The following is a 21200-nucleotide window of genomic DNA, read 5'->3' as shown; positions in this document are numbered from 1 at the left end:
CAGAAAGGAGTGAACACAATGATAATATCCAAAGCTTTAACCATAGCCGGCTCGGATAGCGGCGGTGGTGCTGGAATTCAGGCAGATCTAAAAACCTTTCAAGAACTTTCTGTATATGGCATGTCCGCACTTACGGCTGTGACAGCCCAGAACACACTAGGAGTTCAAGGTGTATATCCGTTGACACTGGAAGCTATTACTCAGCAGCTTGATTCCATTGGACTTGATCTGAAGCCGGATGCTGTGAAGACCGGGATGCTTTTTAACAGTGACATCATACGTATCGTAGCAGAGAAGATCCAGCAATACGGCTGGCGTAATCTTGTAGTTGATCCTGTAATGGTTGCTAAAGGTGGTTCCACGCTGCTACAACAAGAAGCTGTTCAGTCCTTAATCAATCATCTCCTCCCGCTAGCATTAGTGACGACTCCCAATATTCCAGAGGCCGAAATGATTACAAACAAAAGCATCACCACAATCGACGAACGTAAAGAAGCGGCTGAAATCATTCTTGCCATGGGCTCTAACTATGTAGTGCTTAAAGGCGGGCATGATACCTCGACTAAGGTAGTTGTAGATCTCCTATATGATGGTCACGAGTTCATCTTTATGGAGAGTCAACGAGTTCAGACCAGACACACTCACGGTACAGGCTGCACTTATTCAGCAGCTGTTACCGCCGAGCTTGCCAAGGGTAAATCTGTTCCTGAAGCTATACACACAGCTAAGGCTTTTATACAAGCGGCGATTGAAGACGAGCTGGGCATAGGGGCAGGACATGGGCCTACGAATCATTGTGCTTATCAGAATAGATTGCGAGGGATGAACAATGAAGCGAATCGACAGTGATAAACTGCGGGATCTTTTAAAAGTCTATTTCATCATGGGCAGCGCGAATTGTCGTATGTCCCCAGCCAAGGTACTAAAAGAAGCCGTCGCAGGAGGCATAACGATGTTCCAATTTCGTGAAAAAGGAACAGGGGCATTAACTGCCCAAGTTAGATTTAATTTAGGAAGACGGCTCCAAAAGATATGTCATGCTAACGGAGTCCCTTTTATCGTTAATGACGATATTGATTTGGCTATCGCCCTTGATGCGGACGGCATTCATGTAGGACAAGATGACACCCCTGCGCTAGCGATTAGGCAGCTGCTTGGGGAGGATAAGATCGTTGGTGTGTCCGCTCATTCGCTTGCTGAAGCTCAGCAGGCGATCGCGGATGGAGCCGATTATCTGGGCATTGGTCCTATTTATCCTACCTCTTCCAAGGAGGACGCCCAAGCTGTTCGAGGCACATCAGTTATTGAGGAAATACGAAACAGCGGCATTACGATTCCTTTAGTAGGCATAGGTGGGATCACGGTGCACAATGCAGCACCAGTATTAGCTGCAGGTGCGGACGGTATCTCCGTTATCTCAGCTATTGCGGGTGCTGAAGACATCACCTTGGCAGCCAGAGAATTTGTTCACGAAGTTAATTTAAGCGGGATATAAGCTCACTCAGCTCTTCACCGCTCAAATGCCGCCATTGTCCTCGCTCTAAACTATCAAGCGTAATATTCATAATTCTTATGCGCTCTAGCTTTAGTACTCTATATCCTAACTCCTTGCACATTCTACGTATTTGTAGATTTAGGCCTTGAGTTAGGATAATTCTAAACTCATAATCAGTGATCCGATAAACCTCGCAAGGTTTAGTTGTGACTCCAAGTATGTTTACACCGCTGGACATCCCTTGTAAGAATTCTGACGTCACTGGCTTATCCACAGTAACTACGTATTCTTTTTCATGCCCATTTTCAGAACGCATCATTTTGTTTACGATATCTCCATCGTTGGTTAACAAAATGAGGCCTTCTGAGTTTTTATCTAATCTACCGATCGCAAAGATTCGTGAGGGATAACCTACAAAATCTATAATATTCCCAGCTACATTTGGGGCAGCTGTACAGGTGATGCCTATCGGTTTATTCAACGCGAGGTATACCGGCTCCCCTTTACTGCTTGTTATGGGCTCTCCATCGATCCATACGATATCCTCTGGCTCTATAAGAATATTTGCGTCACAGACGATGCCATTAACAGCGATTCGGCCTGCGGCAATGAGTCGTTTCGTTTCCCTTCTGGAGCAGAAGCCTGTCTCACTTATATATTTATCGATTCTCACGATGAACCTACTTTCCATCTGCGTACTTATTCTTGCTTATATCCATAAAAAAACACCTGATTTTAACGATCAAAATCAGATGTTAACCTTCAGGAATAACCCAGTTCAAGGAAGCTATTTCGTGCTTCCGCTTTTTTTCACGTTATTGCCCTTGCTTCCACTTGCATCTTTAGCGCCTGGACCCGTGGTTGGAGCACCTTTTGCAGGTTTAACTGGCTTTGCTGTTTTGTTCCAGCGTGTCCAGCCTTTACTCCCCGTACCTCTGCCCGTGCCGCCACCTTTACTTTTTGCACCCATTATATCACTCCGTCAGTCATTCAGAATTCGTATAGTTTATACACTTCACCTATCTTACCACACTCTCAAGCTTTCTGTTTAAGCATCTTAATTCATTTCATAAATACTAAACGAATCTTCGTGTATTTCGATGGCGATTATGGTATCCTCTTTTTCAAAAAATTGCACATCCCCAATCGCTTGTCTTCCAGCTCCAGCCATCCTGAATCCCTTAATTTATTAAAATAACTTTCAGGTGGAAACAGACCTTGTTCTCCCCCTATATTATCCAATTCGTAATTCACACTTATTTTTATATTAGGGTTACTTGAATTTGTCGTGACTTCGATTTCTTTGGTATTCTTCGGGATAGGAATTTCACCGTTTATGGAAGATACACCATAACCTATTTCCTCGGAATTCGAAGGTGTACATCCGTTTACTAATATTTCTTCAATCGAATTCCTCCTTATCAGCCGATAACTTATTTTACCAAAATATGCTTAAAAATAAAAACACCCCATCAAAGCTATGCTCTGACGAGGTGTTCCATTTAACCTTAGCTTGATAGCTCAGGGATACAACTATTTAGGCTGAATATAACCTTCAGCTTTCAGAAGCTCGGCGATCAACACGGCACCGCCAGCTGCTCCACGCAGGGTGTTATGGGAGAGACCTACGAATTTGTAATCATAGATGGCATCTTCGCGAAGTCTGCCCGTCGATACGCCCATACCCTTCTCAATATCACGATCCAGTTGGGTCTGTGGACGGTTCTCCTCTTCGAAATAGGTAATAAACTGTTTAGGTGCGCTAGGCAGTTCAAGCTCTTGAGGACGTCCTTTAAAGCTCTTCCAGAGATTCAGAATCTCCTCTTTAGAAGGTTTTTTCTCAAAAGAAACAAATACAGCAGCCATATGCCCATCAGCTACAGGTACACGGATACACTGCGAAGTAATGGTCGGCGCTTCACTTTTTACGATGCCTTCCTCTTGAACACTTCCCCAAATCCGCAAAGGCTCTTGTTCGCTCTTCTCTTCTTCGCCACCAATGTAAGGAATTACGTTGTCCAGCATTTCAGGCCAGTCTACAAAAGTCTTGCCCGCACCTGAAATCGCTTGGTAAGTTGTGACTACGACTTTAGATGGGTTGAATTCTTTAAGCGCATGAAGTGCAGGTACATAACTTTGAATGGAGCAGTTAGGTTTAACCGCAATGAAACCTGTTTCTGTTCCCAAACGTTTTCTTTGCTGTGCAATAACCTCAAGATGCTCTGGGTTAAGCTCAGGAATGACCATAGGCACGTCAGGCGTCCAGCGATGCGCTGAGTTGTTGGAGATTACTGGAGTACCAGTACGAGCATAAGCTTCTTCGAGCGCTTTAATCTCATCTTTTTTCATATCTACTGCGCAAAAGATCAGATCTACATCCGCAGCTACTTCCTCTACCTTAGAAGCGTCTTGAACCATAATATTCTTCACGTTCTCAGGCATTGGAGTGGATAGCTTCCATCTGCCCTTGGCCGATTCTTCATACGTTTTCCCAGCAGATCTCGTACTGGCAGCAATCGCAGTTACTTCAAACCAAGGATGATTCTCTAGAAGGGCAATAAAACGTTGACCTACCATACCTGTGCCGCCAACTATGCCGGCTCTTAGCTTTCTTGACATCAGAAAATACACTTCCTTTTGATTAACTGTCCTATTGTGATTAATAGGCCGATAATTAATGATATACGGCTCGCGAACATTTGGCGAGTGTTAACATCAAAATAACATTAAAAAATTAAATTTTAACTGCTTTTATTGTGTTTCATTAATGCTCATGAACCAAATAACTGCACTCAGTACAATTATAAGTGGATATTCTGCTTAGACAAATTCTTTAATTGCATTCTTTACAACTATTTCCCGGCAAAATAATGAAAATGTGCTCTACGTTAACTGATAGTTGTATGAAATGCAGTTAAATCTCCTCTACTCAGCATTTTATTGCATATAGTTGTACGAAATACATCTATTTGCAATTTGCGTTTGCAATCTGCTTCAACCAAACTAATCGTCATTCGCTGATACTCATTTAAACCAGCCTTTTTCCTTAAACCGAGTGATCGCTTCAATGCGATTGCCCACGTCCAGCTTATCGAGGATAACCGAGATGTAGTTCCGTACCGTACCAGTGGTAATGTACAGCTCGCTTGCGATTTCTTTCGTATTTTTACCGTCGGCAATCAGTCCCAGTACTTCCTTCTCTCGTTGAGTCAATGGATTCACTTCACCGCTGTAGGCTTCATCCATCAGCTCCGGTGCATACATGCGTCTGCCTGCCATTACATTACGGATAGAGAGTGCAAGCTCTTCGCTGGGACTGTCCTTCAGCAAATAAGCGTGAACACCCGCCTTGAGCGCACGTTCGAAATATCCCGCCCGAGCAAAGGTCGTTAATATCATCGTTTTGCAGCCGCTATTCTTCAGGGCTTCTGCAGCGTCGAGACCACTCATCGCCGGCATCTCAATATCCATAATACAGATATCCGGTTTAAGCTGCTGAACCATTGCTACAGCTTCTTCCCCATTGCTAGCCCGGCCCACGACCTTCATATCCTCTTCTAAATCGAGCAAAGAAGCCAGCGCCCCGAGGAGCATTCGTTGATCCTCAGCGATTACAATTTTAATCATTATAGGATGACCTCCTGTTCCTGATGATGGAATGCATTGGGTACTTTAATCACAATTGTAGTACCGCCATCTCTCACGATATCCATACAGCCATTTACAAATTCAAGACGCTCTCTCATGCCTTGCAGCCCGTGACCTTTGAAATAAAGATCATTCCCGGGTATCCCGGTCCCATCATCTTTCACTTTAATGACTAGATCCGTCCGAGAGGGTTCAATCAGAATAGAGCATGACTTGGCCCCACTATGCTTCACAACATTAGTGACAGCTTCCTTTATACACATGCTGAGTACATTCTCCGTAATCAATGAGGTGTTTGTTAGCTTCGGGTTCCCCTCCAGCATATAATCAATCTCCGCAGCCGCAAGGAACTGCTGAATATGAATCAGTTCATCTTCAAGCCGAATGCCACGCATTCGCGTAACCATTTCACGAACCTCCTTCAGCGCACTTCTCGCCGTCTGTCGTACATCATTGATCTCGGCTTTTGCTTGCGAAGGATTAGAGTCGATTAGCTTTCCTGCCAAATCACTCTTAAGACCAATTAATGAAAGCTTCTGACCTAATGTATCATGAAGATCTCGCGAAATCCGTTGACGTTCTTCAATCTTAACGAGATCGGATATCCGCTTATTCGCATCCTCCAATTGGTCTTGCAGCTTCTCTTGATTATTTCGGTTATAAGTATTGATTGGGAGTAGAATCACTGCAATCATACTAACAAGCACGAACGGAAGCTGACTAATAAACACGGAATTACGCGAGAGCAGCTCATAATTGATTGTAATGATCGTAGTTAACAGATGAATAGAGTACAGTGTGAAGAATCCCACTCGATTCTGTATGTTCCCAATAAAGAAGGCTAAAAAAAGCGCAAAATACATATATCCGAAGAAAAGTGTCATCGTTATAGAAACTAGAATTTGAACACTCGTCCAGAAATAAACCAGCCAGCCCTTAGAAACAAAAGAAAGTACATAACAAACAAAAAATACAGCGATCATCACGATTCCCGAAACTACTTGATAGGTAGAGGAGGAACGAAATATAAAATAGAAAGGTAGAATGTAAAAAACGACCCACACATAAGGGCTGAGACCTGTGCTTTTATGAAAAATATGATGCCACTTCTGCATGTCCGCTCTCCTTTTTGCCATACATACTCTCCTTATTCTAGCACAAATTCAGTGAAAATCTGTTGAACCACTACCATAAATAGAAAAAGATTAGAGCGCGATTGATTTCTCCGGCTCTAACCTTCCTCTGTACTTCTATTTTGTTCGAACCTAAGATTATTATTCTCCCTGGAGTCTAGTCTTATGAACTTGTAGGACTTCTCCTGCTACCTTCGGTTTGCTTAGTCTCGATTTCACCTCTTTAAAGCTGATGAAGCACTTATTCTCCTCATCCCAAAGACGGAAGTGTAGAGCCTTCAGGCTAGAACTAAGCGTTATGGTCGTCGCCTTTTGCAGAGGTGGTGTAGCGTTATGTGCTTTTTCTAAATTATAGTTGGGTACCTTCGGACTTAAGTGATGGACATGGTGGAACCCGATGTTCCCTGTGATCCATTGCAGCAGCTTAGGGAGCTTGTAATATGAGCTTCCTTCTACTGCAGCCATAACATAACTCCACTCCGATTCATTCTCGAAGTAGGAATCCTCGAACTGATGCTGAACATAGAACAACCATATTCCGAGAAAACCAGATACAAAAGCTATAGGCAACTGCACCATGATAAAGGCTTGCCAGCCGATGGCCCAAATAAGCAAACCATAGAGAGCCGCGATAGATATATTCGTTAAATAGGTATTCATCCGCTCTTTACGTCTAGCCCCTTTAGCATTAAACCGATACTGAATCATAAATACAGCAATAGGTCCTATTCCGAACATCACGAGTGGATTACGGTAAATCCGGTAATAAAGGCGTTTCCAGAATGAAGCTGCTTCATATTCGTCGACAGTCATAATCCATATATCGCCAATCCCTCTTTTATCGAGGTTACTGGAGCTGGCGTGATGAATCGAATGGCTATGCTTCCACTGCCGATAAGGAACAAGTGTTAATACACCTGTAATGGTTCCGATAATGTCATTCGCTCTACGGTTCTTAAAGAACGATCCATGAGTACAATCATGGAAAATAATAAAAGTTCGAATTACAAATCCTGCTGCAGGAATGGCCAACAAAAGTGTGAGCCAATAAGAAACGGATAAAGAAAAGTAAGCTCCGCCCCATAACAGGACAAGCGGCCCTAAAGTATTGATGAGCTGTCTTATGCTCGCGTTTCGGTCATTTTTTTCGTATGGGGCAACACTTTTTTTAAGACTGGAGAGCTGTGATGTCTGTTTGGTAGTCATCTTTATCGTTTCCTCCTTGATGTGTCTTGCTAAGGATCCATTTATCTATCTTCAGTATAGATAATAAAATGTCATTCTATAAGTCATAAACATCAAGTAGGAGGTATGACAAATGTCATACTCCTTCGTTAATTGGCCTGCTTCGCGAACTCTTCCCGGTATTCCGTAGGTGTCTGACCACTAACTTTCTTAAAGACCTGGGTAAAATATCGTGGGTCCTGATAACCAACAAGCGGAGCGATCTGATACACCTTTACGTTACTACTTTGCAATATATATTTCGCCTTCTCCATTCGACAGTGAGTAACTTACTCCAAGAAGGTATAGCCTGTTATTTGTTTAAATAAAGTACAAAAATGACTGACACTAAGATCGGCAAGTCCGATACTTCTTCAATACTCAAGTCTTTATGGTAATTACTCTCAATATAACGTTTCGTCTTCTCTATGGCGCTACGTGCGTCCTCGCGATTCACGGGTTTACTTCCTTGATCCAATCTCTCCCCAAACTCTTCCTTCAGCGCAGACATCATTTCACTCAAGGTACCCAAATGGTGTAGCTTGCTTAGCAATCCATGGAAAGACCAATCCGAATTTAGATTCAAATGTTCAAAATGTCTGTACAACACGACTACCATCTCCACAAGAAGACGTTCTGCAATCTCCTTAGGAATAGCTTGTGCTTCAATGTATAGCGCCATCTCATCGAATAAGGACGACATCCGGTTTCTATTTAAGGTACGAATACTCTCTATCAGCAAGCTCTCAAGTTCTTTTGGATATTTCACTTCTTTATTGCCTCCCAATGTTGTTTCCTCATCTATAAACACCCCGGCAAGACCAGAATAGAAACGCTGATACAAAGCCTTAGCAGCCAAAGGATAAACCGTACTTAATTGATCAATGCCTTGTGTACAGCGGCTGATTCCTACAGAACAGCTTAGCTTGGAGCATCTTTTGATCCCTGAAATCAAATGTTCACCGAGTTCTCTTCTGCTCGCGCTTAAAGATCCAGGAAAGAGCAATACCCACTCTCCGTTATGAAAAGGGAAAACTGTAAGCACTCCATGCTCCAGCGACCACTCTTCAACAATATTACGGATCGCAAACAGCAAAATCGTTTTTCTTCCACACTCCACTGCCCGGTCAGCGTGGAATAATCATCCAATTGGACAACAGCCATGAAATATCCACCTTCAAGTTCACTGTTCTCCAGCCATTTGAGGTGCTCAAGCGGCCGTGCATTCCCCAAAGTGATTTCAGCAAACATCCGTTCACGCGCGAGCATCGACAGCATCTGCACGGAATGCATCATCTGATCGTTCTCTTTCTGCTCATCCAGCCTAGTTTTCGCTCGTTGTAGCATTTCAACCAGTTCGTCATGGTCGATAGGTTTCAGCAAATAATCAAAGGCTCCTTGACGCAATGCTTCCCTTGCATATTCGAACTCTCCATAACCACTTATGAAGATAAATACTAGTTTAGAATTCTTTGGTAATACTTCCTTCATTAAAGTGATCCCGTCAATCACTGGTATGCGAATGTCGCTGATTATAATTTGCGGTGCGGTTTCTTCTATTAATCGGAGGGCCAGTTCTCCATTACGAGCCTCTCCCACAATCTCCATCTGAAGATCATCCCATGGAATAGCTACACATTCATAACTATGTTAAGTCTAAGTTGAGATTATAGAATTTTGTCCAAATGTGACCCTTACAAAATGTTCGTTAGCTTCACAGAGATTGGATTTCTTGTGCTTCCACAGGTATACTATTTTTATTTCTAACTTCATTACATAATCAAAAGGAGTTTAACACCTATGCCAATTAACCGTCCTCTGCTAACCGACAGCGATTTCCAAGAAGCCGTTGACCGCAAATTACCTGTCCGTGTATTTCAGGACGATCATTTGGTGAATTCAGGGGCCACTGTTGTTCGCTTCACCGATTCTGATGTTGTTATTCAGTCGAGGGTTAGCGATCTGACTTACTACGCTCGAAAGAGTTGCCAATTCTATGAGGTTAGACCTTGAAAAAGCCGGAACGCTGTGACCCCTAGGATCATTGCGTTCCGGCTTTTTTAGCAGACATATATAGCAGCATTTCTACTTAATGTTTTTTGTATGTACTGTGCGCCACTTTCATTTTCTCATTCAAAACTTCCTGAAAACTCTGCTTCTTCTTTTTAGATCTCTCTTGCTTAGGATTGACCACGGGCTGAGGTCTAAAAAACTGATGATTGTAAGCCATAAGATTATGTACCACCACATTCATTGAATTCCAACCTCCTTCGGTAATCATTTCCTGTTATTTGCGGAGCTACTTATAAACTACTTAACAGTTCATTACCCAATATCACCTACACCTAAACAGTTATTTCATATTCTGATATCAAAACAACCTCCAAGCTGTATAAATCAGCTGGAGGTTATTTGGTTTCTTATCATTTTCTTAGCGCTGTGATGGAAATCTAGCATTCCTATTCCCTTCATTACTATGATCAACTTGACCTCTCATCAGTTCAAGCAAATATTCGGGATCTGAGTTCATATGTAACATATTCAGCGCATTTTTTGGAGCAAACCCTTCGCTTACACTATGAGTGATCATGGCTAGCAGCGGATTAAAATAACCTCTTATATTCAGCAGCCCTACGGGCTTCTGATGAATCCCAATCTGCATCCAGCATAGGATTTCAAATAACTCATCAAAGGTTCCAAGGCCACCCGGCAAGGAAATAAACGCATCCGCCATACCGCTCATAACTGCCTTACGTTCATGCATAGTAGAGACCTCAATCAGATTCGTTAGCCCGGAATGCCTGATTTCATCTTTAAAAAGATCCACCGGCATGATGCCAACCACTTCACCACCATTTGCCAACACTCCGTCCGCCACCTGTCCCATAAGGCCATTTCTTGAACCTCCATAAACCAACCTACAACCTTGTGCAGCTATATGATAACCCAATTCTCTAGCCATTTCCGTATATTCTGAGTTAAGACCTGGATTCGATCCGGCGAACACACATATTGTAAAAGCCATACCTATCACTCCAGACTGGTTATTATGGTTCAATTGAGATAATTCACTTATTGTACATCAGAATATTAAAATAAGTGTTAAATGAAAGTCATCTTTTTGTTTGTAAAGTTAATTGGTACAGTGTACTATTCCACTCTGCAGTAACACCTAGTGCCTTAGCCAAAGCTGCCGCTGGAACAAGTGAAGTATAACTTACTTTAATAGCCTCCTCCTTAAAGATGATTTTCTTGCCTTCTTTCGAGAGCGTCATATCTCCGTCCCATGAGAGGGTATAGCCCAGACTTTCCGCCACTTCCCTGATGGGTACTCTTACACTTCCATCCAAGAATATAGCAGACTGCGCGGAGTCGATTTTCTTCCCATCCACGATTACAGTAACAGGCTTCAATATAGGAGATACAGTAAAAGGACGTGAATCAAGCGCACTGATTCCAAGTTGACCAAACATATTCGTCCCCCAGGCCACAGCTGTTCCATCTTTCAATACTGCATATTTACTATTTTCCCCCGTGGTAAAAGAAACCGGATTACTCAAGCCTTTGATTTGCTTAGGCTGAGTGAAGACCCATTTTCTGTCGGTTATATAATTAGTACTCCATGTCCACACGGTGCCATCTTTCTTAACCGCTACAAACCCACCTAAATCCAGCGTAAGTTTGGAGATCGGCTTTACGAGTGTGATCTTTTGCAGCCCTTGCATTAAGGTACCAGCTTTCCATACCCAGTATTCTCCTTTTTTATTGGCAACAAGGTTGAACCCGTCTTTTGTCTGAACAGATACAATTCCCGAAAGACCCGTCATCTTTTTCATCATTATTTCGTTATTATTGTTCACATCAACCGTTGCCCAGACACTTCCAGTCTCAGTTAACGCCAGTATACTCCTCCAGCTCATAGAAACGGACTTCACATGATATAAATCCTTGACTGGGGTCGGCTTCTTCACCGCTTTTGTATTCTCTATTTGTGGGTTAGCGCTCCAAAGCCAAAGGGTACCGTTAGTGCGAATCGCGGCCTGATAGTCACTGTTACCGACCCACTTTACCTCACTTAAACCCTGAACCTTGGTAGCAGCAGGCAACTCTGTAAAACCTACATCAGTGGTTTCTGGAGGATTCCACTGGAGTACGCTTCCATCCTTTCTCAAAGCTAAGGTATTGTGTATGCCTGAAGCTATACTGACTACATCGGTCATCCCAGAGATAACCTGAGGAAGCAGCACCTTATGCTGTTTAGCGCTTACCCCATTGCCTGCTTCTGGAGCACTCTTGTCCCGGTAATCTCCCCAAGCTTTAACCGTCCCGTCTTCGTTCAGCGCTACAATATAAGCTCCACCGATCTCTAGTTGCTTCGTATGTTCAAGCTTTGCAATGCTATGGGGAGTAATCGTCCAACCTTCAGGACCTGCAGTTCCATTTGCAAATTGTCCAAAAACATTGCTTCCCCAAGACCAAACGGTTCCGTCGGTTCCCAGTGCGAAGGAGCTTCCGCCCCAAAAGCCAGGCGTAGCAACGATCTCCTTAATTCCACTCAGCTTAGCTGATGATGGAGCCGCACTTATCACTTGCGGGACTGACATAACAGCCATAAAAGTAGAACAAACAACCAAACTAAACAGCTGTAGCTTCCTTGCTAATAAGTTCATCTTGTTTTTCCCTTCTTATGATATTATTGTAATTATTATTCATCTTACACTAAGACGCTATAAAGCTGCTCAAAGTTGTATTATTTTTAAATCCCGGGATTCAGATTGCTTTGAATTATGTTATAATTACGCTGCCTTAGATCTACTCTTTTCAATCGCAATACCGGAACCAAATGATTATGGAGGGAAGTTATGCTTAAATTTATAGGTGTTTTACTGCTCTTCAGATTAGTGGGCAACCCTTTTCTGGCTATATTCATCCTGCTTCTTATCTTGTATTTCTTGGATCGGCGATATGTGGGCATCTTCCCCAGCATTACAAAGCCCTTCAAAAGAATGCGTCAAATTTCCAAGCTGCGTACAACCATTTCTTTGAATCCTAATGATGTCTCATCCAAATTTGATTTAGCGCGGAGTTTGGCAGAACGTAAAAAATACAGAGAAGCGAAAGAACTCCTACTCCAAATCGAGGACCGTTATGAACAATCTGCCGAATATTGGGTAGAACTTGGACATGTGAATCTTAAGTTAGGCGCTTTGGAGGAAGGCGAGGCACAGATGCTTCGAGGTCTGGAGATCAACCGTAAGGCTCAATATGGACAGCCGTATCTTTGGTTAGCTGAAACTTTCCGCCATACGAATCATGATAAAGCATTACATTACGTTACTCAGTATCAAGAAATCCAGTCTTCTTCTTCTGAGGCGTATTATCTAGCTGGCTCGATGTATAAAGCGCTTGGCAGATCAGAGGATGCGAAACGAGCTTTCGAAGAATCCACCGCTGTTTATCGTTCACTGCCGAAATATAAAAAACGACAGGAACGCGGATGGGCGTTGCGCAGCTTTTTCGCCAAGATGAAATAAACTATTCGACTCTCAACCTAAAAATACGGAAATCATTTCTGATTATCAGAAATGATTTCCGTATTTTTTATAATTAACTCAACTTTCGCACTTAATAAATCAGTCTAAACGTTTGCTGCTGTAGGAATCTAAGGAGAAAAACATTTACACTTGACAAAAAAACACCCAACTTGTTTGGTATCATGGAAGTATCGAGCAACCATGCAAACTAAGAAAGGTGTTGGTAAACCCTATGTTACACCAAAAACTCTTGTCTGAACAGGCAAAAAAACGCTTTTCCATCTTGTTTTCAACCTTACAAATCGGCCAACTATTAAGGAATGCTGGAATTACCAAGTCGTTCGGTCTCTCTAGTTTGGCTGTGTTACAAATCTTGTTCTCTCTCGTGTTTGAAGGTCGAAATTGGTTTCGTCTCTTGGAGAGCGAGCGCGGTGAGTCTCTACCTAGGAAAGATGTTATCTATCGTTTTCTAAATCAAGCGGCATTTGCTTGGAGAAAGTTCCTCCATAGCTTTGCTTTGAAAATCGTTGAGCACTTTGAATCGCTCATTTCATCTTCTCGCACTCGTGTATTCGACCATACGACAGGTCGTTTTATGAAAGGATTTACCATGCTGACGCTTGGATGGTCAGATGGATTTAACTTTGCACCGATTGACTTTGTGATGCTTTCTTCAGCCAAAGGGACGAACCGGATTTGTGAAATGAAGGAGGGCCTGTCCAAGCGAAGCCATGGTTATAAGCGTCGCTTAGATTCCCTTACCCGCAAACCTGATGCCGTCGTAGATTTAATGAAACGTGCACTGTCTGCTGGGTTTACCGCAGATTATGTACTCATGGACAGCTGGTTTACACAAGCACCTTTGCTTCGTCAGTTGAATGCAATGGGACTTCCGGTTATTGGTATGGTCAAAGAAATGAAGCAGCGCTACCATTTGGATGGCAAGCTCATAACTCTAAAAGAACTTCATGCTACACTTCCAAAAACAAGACCAATGAAATTCTCGGATCGGCTATCGTCAAGACCGCATGCGGGTTACCCGTTAAGTTGGTGTTCGTTCAAAATCGTAATAAACGTCGGGAATGGCTAGCGATTCTTAGCACAGACCTAACGGCGACCGCAGCCGAAATCGTTCGAGTTTACGGCATGAGGTGGAGCATCGAAACATTCTTCAAATTTACGAAGAGCTATCTGAAGCTTGGCACTGAATTCCAAGGTCGTTCATTTGACATGCTGATCAGTCATACAACGGTAGTATTCCACAAGAATATTCATAGTCATATCTTCAATCCGAGCAATGTGCCAAAGATGCCATACAATAGGATTTTTTGTACCTTAGGATACGGTAGGGTATTTACGGAATGTCTCCTCTGTAATATTCTTTAACAATTCGTCCTCTAAAGTATTAATCTGAGAATCATCCATTTTCGAAGAATATAACAAGGCGTGTTGTTTTAAAAAAAGTTCAATTGTATTCTCATGTTCAATTGGTTTTTGAATAATACTTGTTAATTTTTTGTGATTTTCATTCCATAACTTCCTTTGTTGCGTATCCATCCCAATTTCTATTTTTGGCAACGTTTTTTGGGATTGTTGCGTTACCCCTTTTGGGGCTGAGGTTGCCTGTTTTGCTAATGAAACTTGAGGTGTACCGATGCTTACTGCACAAATGAAACCTGCCAGCGCTAAAAAAGGAATTTTCTTTACGTACTGCTTTTTCATTTTCTAAACCTCCGTTTATGCTTGTTGTCTCTTACATAAGTAAGCCGTATGAGCTCCCCTAAAAAGTTTGTTTCGGGTTGGCGGAGAAAGAAAATTCGCTTTATTTGCGACGGGTTTCAGGACATCAATGTCAGAAACAATGAACGGATAGTACATGGAGCAAATGAAGGTAAATTATCATCGAGGTTAAGACCTGTCTGGTAAATATAAAGTTTATTCGTCTCCTTTCAATATGTTTACACTATAGCCTAAAATTCCATGTCGACTGCATACAAATCAAAGTAAAATACGACACCATTTTCTGTGTTATGAACGCCATAGTTGCTGTAATGGAGATCCAATATTTGTCTTACGATCGCTAGACCCAAGCCTGTCCCGCCAAATTCTTTACTTCTAGATTTTTCGATTCTGTAGAACGGATCCCAGATTCGGTCGATTTCTTCATGGGAGATACGGGTATTTTCATTTTCAATTTTGAACATATATTTTTCTGTACTGTCATCATAGATGATGTTGATGTTAATAGGGCTGTGCTTTGGTGTATATTTTACGGCATTCACAAATAAGTTGGTGATGACCTGCTCGATCCTTTTTATATCCCCTCTAACATAAGCTTCCTCATCGATTTCAAACCGAACATTCAATCCTTTTTCATCAGCCATCGCTTTGCATTTGTCGTAAACCTTCAAAAAGATATGCCATAAGTCAAAAGTGCTCTCCGTAAGCTGATAGGTAGGCGACTCCAGTCTTGAAATATCAAGCATCTCTTGTATCATTTCTGTCATTCGGTCGACCTCATCCAAGATCACATCATAATATTTCAAAGCATTTTGCTCATATACCCCGTTCTTTATGCCTTTTATATAACCGTTTATTATGGTTAAAGGTGTCTTTAACTCATGAGATACGTTGGCAACAAACTCTTTTTCTTTGTCCTGTAATTTCATCTGCATTTCATAATCTTGTGCCAGTTGTTCATTGGCATGAACTAGTTCTGTAATTTTCTGTTCCAGATTTGTAGAAATTTTGTTTAGAGCTTCGCCCATTTGACCTAACTCGTCCTTGGACTTCACGATATATTTTTCGCTGAAATTTTGATTTGCGATCTGATTCGCGATGACGCTCATTTTAACCAGAGGCTTGGATAATGTCTTGGAAAAAATAATAGCTATCATAATAACGATCATCAAGGTGAAAACAAATAATATGATATAATACTGGTTTAAATTACCGATAACCTCATCTACGGATTGGAGAGACGTGACCGCCAGCAATACTAGATCTGTTCCTTCCATATTTTCAGCTAACACCAAATTATTAATGTCCGTTTGCGTGTCCCTAACCGTATGTATTTGATCGGGTATCGGTTGCCCTTCATTTCTGTTGGTCATGCTGATCATTTCTTTGATGAGGACATTCTTTTGCGCTGTGAAGGATTTATTTTCCGCTGGTTTGGAAACCACTTTCCCTTCAATTACAATAGGCTTCGGCTGCTCATTCATCATGTCGTGATCACTTCCAGCGATTCCTTCGAAAAATATCGAGGATATCTGGGATGGTTCCAGGATTCGTGTGCCGAGGCGGATTTTATTCGGGAGAACCAAAGATTCTTTATCATCCAATAGAAGACCGTCGATGGAGATGTTTTCTTCTTCGTTTATTTCTTTATATGAGATTGTATAAAAGTCATCAATGATTTTATACTCCCTGTTGTCTTTGGTCCTTACTACAAATTGCGAGTAATTATTGTTTAATCGTGATCCGTAGCTAGGCTGCAGACCGGAATCCATTACCGAAATGATAGCGTTGTTATTCTCCGACATTTGGGTAATATACTTATTGATCACGTCAGTCTGCTCATGATTTTTAATTTTCGATTCGATTGTACGCGCGATCTCTTTCATATTTTGCTTTTTCGTATGTACATAGTATGGCTCGAAATATATCGATTGAAAGACGATTTGGATGATAAATATGGCGGCAAATAAGACGACATGCAACAAAAAAAGCTTATAAGCAATCCCTCTCATCCGCATTACTCCACCTCGAATTTATATCCTAAACCAAATACGGTTTTGATTAGATAGGCTTTATGCTGCAAGTTTTTTCTGAGTTTTTTGACCTGTGCGTCAACCACTCTTTCGTTGCCGAAATAATCATATCCCCATACTTCATTCAGGATTTGATCTCTGGACAAGACGATATGCTTGTTTTCCATCAAATACAGCAAAAGATCAAACTGCTTCGGCTCTAGTTCAATGGATGTACTCTCGATCCATACTTCCCGGGTAAGCTTGTTGATGGTAACTCCTTTTAAAGTTACGGTTTCTTTGTTTCCATCTTCTTCTTTTTGGGCGGAATGGATTCTTTCGAGAAGGACATTAGATTTTGCCACAAGAATCTCAGGGTTGAACGGCTTGGTCACATAATCGTCCGCTTTAAATTCATAGCCCATCAACTGATCCTCGACTTCCGAGCGTGCTGTCAGCATGATGATGGGCACATCCGATTTTTTTCTAATTCTTCTGCATACGGAGAATCCGTCTATTTCCGGCAGCATAATGTCGAGAATAATCAAATCGACGGCTTCCTCCTCATAGGCTTGTAGACCAGCCTTCCCATCCGTCGCGATCAGGGTTCTGTATTCATTCATTGTAAAATAGTCAGCGATAATATTCGCAATTTTCTCTTCATCTTCAATAATTAGAATGGTTCGCATCATCAATGGTCTCCTTGTCAAATAAAAGCAGGCATCTTCAAAGTAAAGTGACTTACCGTACGAATGAAGATGCCTGCTCCAATGCATGGATTCGTTATTTCGTCAATATTTGATACTCTCCGTCTTTTTCCTCATACTTGGCGTCAAAGATGAGAAGATCATCCCTCTGGATCGTCAGCAGCTTGTCCTTGCTGATTTCGATGTCTTTTTTAGGAACAAACACAATCGTATAACCCATCACCATGTTGGGATCCATCTTCATCGGGTCTTTCTGAGCTTCCATAGGACTCTCTATGAACAATGATTTCATTTGGTTGAGCTTAATCCGGGTATCTCCAAGTACGATTTCCCTTGTTGCTGTCTGTATTTCTGCCGGCTTACCTTTATATTCATATTGCACGATCATATCCTGGAACGTGCCCGAAGAGTTTTTGATTGTCACAGGAATTCTAACTGCGGCATAATTATCATCCTTCTGTTTGGTTGCAATATCATCTACATATGATTTTAACTTATTATTATAAGAAGTGTAATAATCCTGATTCGCCTTTTTAATATTTTCGTGGCCTTCTGCTTTTTTGCTGCCGAATTTGGATTTCAACAATCCTAAAGGAGAAGTTGTGAATATTGCTTTACTATCAAGCCCCAAATCCACAGCGGCAGCCATCGCCAAGGATCCAATGTCATAGAACTCTCTACCTTTGTCCAAGAGCAACTTTTCTTTATCAGTCAACATAACATTACTTACAATACTTTGTGCAGTCAGATCGTTCAACTCTTTTGCAGACGCATCGGGATGGTTAAGCAGCTGATAGGCTTTTTCCTGTAAATACGTGGCCATCCCTTCAATATTATCATAACCATCTTGCTCCTTATTCTTTTTGTTACTATTTAAATACAATTCATAAAAATATACCGCTTGCTGAATCTGATCGATCTTCTCATCTTTGTTCTTGGTTAAAGCAGCTGCTTTCAGGTACTGATACATTTCATTTCGGTAATATCTGCTGTTGATATCTTCTGGATACGTTTCCGCTCTTGTTCCTTGACCTTCCACGGAGTTTCCGCTCTGCAACAGGATATGAACCCCCTCATGCACAATGAGGTTAAACGTATCCTCATAAGCTTTATCACCCGACATAGGACCGAAGCTTGCGGCAATGTCAACGTTAAATACATATGTAGGATGATCGTTGAATGTCGTAAGTTGAAACGGCATGACCAACAATTGGACATCTTTGATAGAATCCGTACTATACTCGATCACTTCGTCTTTGGATCCAATATCAGATTTCTGGTTGTTGATCAGATAGGCCATTTTGTTCGAAGGATTCAACAATAGTATCTGCTTGTCCGCATTATTGAACGATGGCCATAGCTTGCCAGCATCGTCTATCATCGTCTTTTTAATATCTTTCACTAATTTGGGCATCATTTCTCTGATTTTTTTACTGTTTTCAATCGGGTTGCTCTCCATTGGATTCCCTTGAGGTTTCTCGTCCGGTTTCTGGTTTTCTTCAACCTTCGTGATTTCTTGCGTTGCAGCAGTTTTTGTCTTCTGATCCGTCTCTTTCGAATTGTTTTGGCCGCAAGCCGTGAATACCGTTATGATCGAAATGATGAGCAGCAAATACGTTATTTTTTTCATGACTATCACCCTGTTCTTTAAATTTATTATTCCTGCTTAAGCAGTTGAATCGGATTTAACTTCGCGGCCTGGTTCGCAGGGATCGTACCTGCTACGACATTGATCAAGATACCAAAACCTATCGATATAAGTATCGTAAATACGTTGATACTCAGTAACTGGAAATGAATCCTTGGCTCCAGCGCCTGGTTCAAAATAATCTGCACGACGATGCCGAGCACGGTCCCGTTAATAGAAGCCATGCCTCCGAGCAGAATCGCTTCCGAAAAGAAAATCCAGCGAACTTCTCTTTTTCTTCCGCCGATCGCTTTGAACAATCCGATTTCTTTTCTCCGCTCCAACACGCTGATAAATAGAATAATTCCTACCATGATGGAAGAGATCAACAGGATTAGGATAGACACCCCCGTCATGGCCAGCTGTATATTTTTGAACGTTTGGGTTAACTCTTTCAATACGTTTTCAGGCGTTGTAATGGTGTAGCTTTGTTTCAACTGATCAACGACCGATTGGATCGAGCTTTTATCGTCCAAGTACACTTCATAGCGGTTGGTTGTGATTTCCGAGTCTTTTCCGATAAATCTGGAACGCTTGACGACGTCGGTATGTACATCGTAGGGAATATATGAATACTCTTTGCCGATAAAGGATCGTTCCGAAATGGCTGAGATCTTCATCGTTTGCGTGTCCCATCGGGAGGGATAGCTCGTAATTTCGTCGATGGACAGAAATTTGATGGTGATCTCTTTGCCGATTAAGTCTTTCAGCTTTTCCCCTTCCTGCAGCAGTTTTTGAGCTGTGCTTTCTGACAAGGCAATGCCGTGCTCCTCATCTTTCGGAAGTTGGCCGTACATCACCTTCGGTGCGGCGTATTCGCTCCTGTTTTTTTCTTTGTGCAAAGGCTTGACGTCAAAGCTGATGATGTCCGGATTTTTCTCAATTCTTGCCGAAATATCAAATTCAGGCTGCACCAATTTGACATGTTTATTTTTCTTGATTGCATAATAATCATCACTGACCATATAATCTTGTTCTTTTTTAAAATCCAGCTTTTTACTGTCTATCACTTTATCGGATGAATACTGCATGTAATTGTCTATTCCGTTCCCAAACGCCAATGCCAGGAAAAATCCGCATATCCCCATGGAGATGCCTATGGACACAAGGAAATATCGCCACTTCTTTTCCTTGATCCGGTGATAAGACAGCCTGAATGCGGATTTCAATTGAAAAGATCGTTTCCGGGGCGGTTCGGCAGTTACCGTTGTTTGCACGGAGTTCCCTCGGCTTTGCTTTATGTCCTCGATGATCTCTCCATCTTTGACTCGGACAATTCTCGAGGCTTGCTTAGCAACCGATTCATCGTGGGTGACGACAACGACTAAACGGCCTTGTTCAGAAATTCTTTTCAACAAATCAGTAATTTCTTGTGACGTATGAGAATCCAAAGCACCTGTCGGTTCATCGGCCAATATGATGTTTGGCGACTTGACCAATGCTCTAGCAATCGCAACTCTTTGCTGTTGTCCTCCCGATAGCTCACCAGCCTTATGGTGAATTACTTGTTCCAGACCGACTTCCTGAATGGCTTGTATACATTTTTGGTGTGCTTCATTTCTCTCATACGAGCTCATGGCCAAAGCCAACTCTACATTTTCCAACACGGTTAGGTGAGGCATCAGATGAAAATGTTGAAATACAAATCCGACATTATCTTTCCGGTAATCGGAGAACTTGTCATCGTCAAACGTTGACATGGGGGTCTCGTTGATGTATACCTCTCCCGAATCGGGTTTATCCAAACCTCCAAGAATGTTAAGTAGTGTGGATTTTCCCGAGCCCGAAGCTCCGACGATCGCAACGAACTCACCATTATGCAACACTAAATCCACATCTTTTAATGCCGGGATCGGAGTTGATTTTTCCGGATAATACGTTTTGCGGACATTTTTGATTTCAATCATAGGAACACTCCCCTCTTGTTGATGATGTTATAAAGATACAGCCTGCTTATGATGACCCCATGAATATGTTGTGACTTTTTTGAGACTATTGTCTGGAAGACGTTTTAATCTAC

General features: G+C 42.0%; 21 protein-coding genes and 1 pseudogene. 5 read left to right on the top strand and 17 right to left on the bottom strand.

Annotated features, from left to right (window positions below; translation table 11 throughout):
• Window positions 1–18 precede the first annotated feature (18 nt).
• Together thiD and thiE are read left to right on the top strand one after the other, a co-directional pair.
• Window positions 19–849, top strand: a complete 831-nt coding sequence (gene thiD, locus MHH52_RS11890) for a bifunctional hydroxymethylpyrimidine kinase/phosphomethylpyrimidine kinase (protein WP_340008766.1) — start codon at window positions 19–21, stop codon at window positions 847–849.
• Entirely contained in the window at window positions 830–1495 is a 666-nt protein-coding gene (thiE, locus tag MHH52_RS11885) for a thiamine phosphate synthase (RefSeq protein ID WP_340008765.1), read from the top strand. The genes thiD and thiE overlap by 20 nt, the downstream gene beginning before the upstream one ends.
• Here thiE and MHH52_RS11880 read toward each other — a convergent pair.
• The 9 genes from MHH52_RS11880 to MHH52_RS11840 form a co-directional block, all read right to left on the bottom strand.
• Window positions 1476–2168, bottom strand: a complete 693-nt coding sequence (locus MHH52_RS11880) for a pseudouridine synthase (protein ID WP_340009603.1) — start codon at window positions 2166–2168, stop codon at window positions 1476–1478. The genes thiE and MHH52_RS11880 overlap by 20 nt on opposite strands.
• Before the next feature lie 114 nt (window positions 2169–2282).
• The gene (locus tag MHH52_RS11875) at window positions 2283–2465 is read right to left on the bottom strand and encodes a DUF3934 family protein (RefSeq protein ID WP_060622334.1); all 183 of its coding nucleotides are present in this window, start codon (window positions 2463–2465) and stop codon (window positions 2283–2285) included.
• Between the two features lie 563 nt (window positions 2466–3028).
• The gene (gene asd, locus MHH52_RS11870) at window positions 3029–4114 is read right to left on the bottom strand and encodes an aspartate-semialdehyde dehydrogenase (RefSeq protein WP_313638325.1); all 1086 of its coding nucleotides are present in this window, start codon (window positions 4112–4114) and stop codon (window positions 3029–3031) included.
• Between the two features lie 405 nt (window positions 4115–4519).
• The gene (locus MHH52_RS11865; protein ID WP_042126995.1) at window positions 4520–5122 is read right to left on the bottom strand and encodes a response regulator transcription factor; all 603 of its coding nucleotides are present in this window, start codon (window positions 5120–5122) and stop codon (window positions 4520–4522) included.
• On the bottom strand, window positions 5122–6258 hold the full coding sequence (locus tag MHH52_RS11860; RefSeq protein ID WP_340009601.1) for a sensor histidine kinase: 1137 nt from the start codon (window positions 6256–6258) through the stop codon (window positions 5122–5124). The genes MHH52_RS11865 and MHH52_RS11860 overlap by 1 nt, the downstream gene beginning before the upstream one ends.
• Window positions 6259–6417: 159 nt before the next feature.
• The gene (locus MHH52_RS11855) at window positions 6418–7482 is read right to left on the bottom strand and encodes a fatty acid desaturase (protein ID WP_340008763.1); all 1065 of its coding nucleotides are present in this window, start codon (window positions 7480–7482) and stop codon (window positions 6418–6420) included.
• 128 nt (window positions 7483–7610) lie between these two features.
• A complete protein-coding gene (locus MHH52_RS11850) occupies window positions 7611–7775 on the bottom strand; it encodes an AraC family transcriptional regulator (protein WP_340008762.1) in 165 nt (54 codons plus the stop codon).
• A gap of 38 nt (window positions 7776–7813) precedes the next feature.
• Window positions 7814–8596 (bottom strand): hypothetical protein, encoded by a 783-nt coding sequence (locus MHH52_RS11845; RefSeq protein WP_340008761.1) that lies wholly within the window; start codon window positions 8594–8596, stop codon window positions 7814–7816.
• Entirely contained in the window at window positions 8485–9108 is a 624-nt protein-coding gene (locus tag MHH52_RS11840; RefSeq protein ID WP_340008760.1) for a response regulator, read from the bottom strand. Before MHH52_RS11840 ends, MHH52_RS11845 begins: the two co-directional genes overlap by 112 nt.
• Before the next feature lie 192 nt (window positions 9109–9300).
• Here MHH52_RS11840 and MHH52_RS11835 point away from each other — a divergent pair, with 192 nt between their 5' ends.
• The gene (locus MHH52_RS11835) at window positions 9301–9513 is read left to right on the top strand and encodes a hypothetical protein (protein WP_042187476.1); all 213 of its coding nucleotides are present in this window, start codon (window positions 9301–9303) and stop codon (window positions 9511–9513) included.
• 76 nt (window positions 9514–9589) lie between these two features.
• On the opposite strand, the gene MHH52_RS11830 is transcribed toward MHH52_RS11835, so the two are convergent.
• The 3 genes from MHH52_RS11830 to MHH52_RS11820 form a co-directional block, all read right to left on the bottom strand.
• Window positions 9590–9754, bottom strand: a complete 165-nt coding sequence (locus MHH52_RS11830; protein WP_340008759.1) for a hypothetical protein — start codon at window positions 9752–9754, stop codon at window positions 9590–9592.
• Window positions 9755–9931: 177 nt separating this feature from the next.
• Window positions 9932–10525 (bottom strand): TIGR00730 family Rossman fold protein, encoded by a 594-nt coding sequence (locus tag MHH52_RS11825; protein WP_340008758.1) that lies wholly within the window; start codon window positions 10523–10525, stop codon window positions 9932–9934.
• A gap of 88 nt (window positions 10526–10613) precedes the next feature.
• Window positions 10614–12113, bottom strand: a complete 1500-nt coding sequence (locus MHH52_RS11820; RefSeq protein WP_340008757.1) for a stalk domain-containing protein — start codon at window positions 12111–12113, stop codon at window positions 10614–10616.
• A 249-nt stretch (window positions 12114–12362) separates the two neighbouring features.
• Between MHH52_RS11820 and MHH52_RS11815 the strand changes: the two genes are divergently transcribed.
• Together MHH52_RS11815 and MHH52_RS11810 are read left to right on the top strand one after the other, a co-directional pair.
• A complete protein-coding gene (locus MHH52_RS11815; RefSeq protein WP_313639363.1) occupies window positions 12363–13034 on the top strand; it encodes a tetratricopeptide repeat protein in 672 nt (223 codons plus the stop codon).
• A gap of 232 nt (window positions 13035–13266) precedes the next feature.
• Window positions 13267–14306, top strand: a pseudogene (locus MHH52_RS11810) (transposase); the annotation flags it as partial.
• A 63-nt stretch (window positions 14307–14369) separates the two neighbouring features.
• On the opposite strand, the gene MHH52_RS11805 reads toward MHH52_RS11810, so the two are convergent.
• The 5 genes from MHH52_RS11805 to MHH52_RS11785 all read right to left on the bottom strand — a co-directional run bounded on the left by MHH52_RS11805 (window position 14370) and on the right by MHH52_RS11785 (window position 21087).
• Window positions 14370–14756 (bottom strand): hypothetical protein, encoded by a 387-nt coding sequence (locus MHH52_RS11805; RefSeq protein WP_340008756.1) that lies wholly within the window; start codon window positions 14754–14756, stop codon window positions 14370–14372.
• A gap of 248 nt (window positions 14757–15004) precedes the next feature.
• Window positions 15005–16786 (bottom strand): HAMP domain-containing sensor histidine kinase, encoded by a 1782-nt coding sequence (locus MHH52_RS11800; RefSeq protein WP_340008754.1) that lies wholly within the window; start codon window positions 16784–16786, stop codon window positions 15005–15007.
• 5 nt (window positions 16787–16791) lie between these two features.
• On the bottom strand, window positions 16792–17478 hold the full coding sequence (locus tag MHH52_RS11795) for a response regulator transcription factor (RefSeq protein ID WP_313639361.1): 687 nt from the start codon (window positions 17476–17478) through the stop codon (window positions 16792–16794).
• Window positions 17479–17569: 91 nt separating this feature from the next.
• The gene (locus MHH52_RS11790; RefSeq protein WP_340008752.1) at window positions 17570–19123 is read right to left on the bottom strand and encodes a hypothetical protein; all 1554 of its coding nucleotides are present in this window, start codon (window positions 19121–19123) and stop codon (window positions 17570–17572) included.
• A gap of 26 nt (window positions 19124–19149) precedes the next feature.
• Window positions 19150–21087 (bottom strand): ATP-binding cassette domain-containing protein, encoded by a 1938-nt coding sequence (locus MHH52_RS11785; protein WP_340008751.1) that lies wholly within the window; start codon window positions 21085–21087, stop codon window positions 19150–19152.
• Between the last annotated feature and the right edge of the window lie 113 nt (window positions 21088–21200).

It is taken from the genome of Paenibacillus sp. FSL K6-0276 (assembly GCF_037977235.1).
Classification (GTDB): Bacteria; Bacillota; Bacilli; order Paenibacillales; family Paenibacillaceae; genus Paenibacillus_AQ.
Note: the sequence above shows the minus strand (reverse complement) of the source record. Positions and strands in the feature narration are given on the sequence as shown.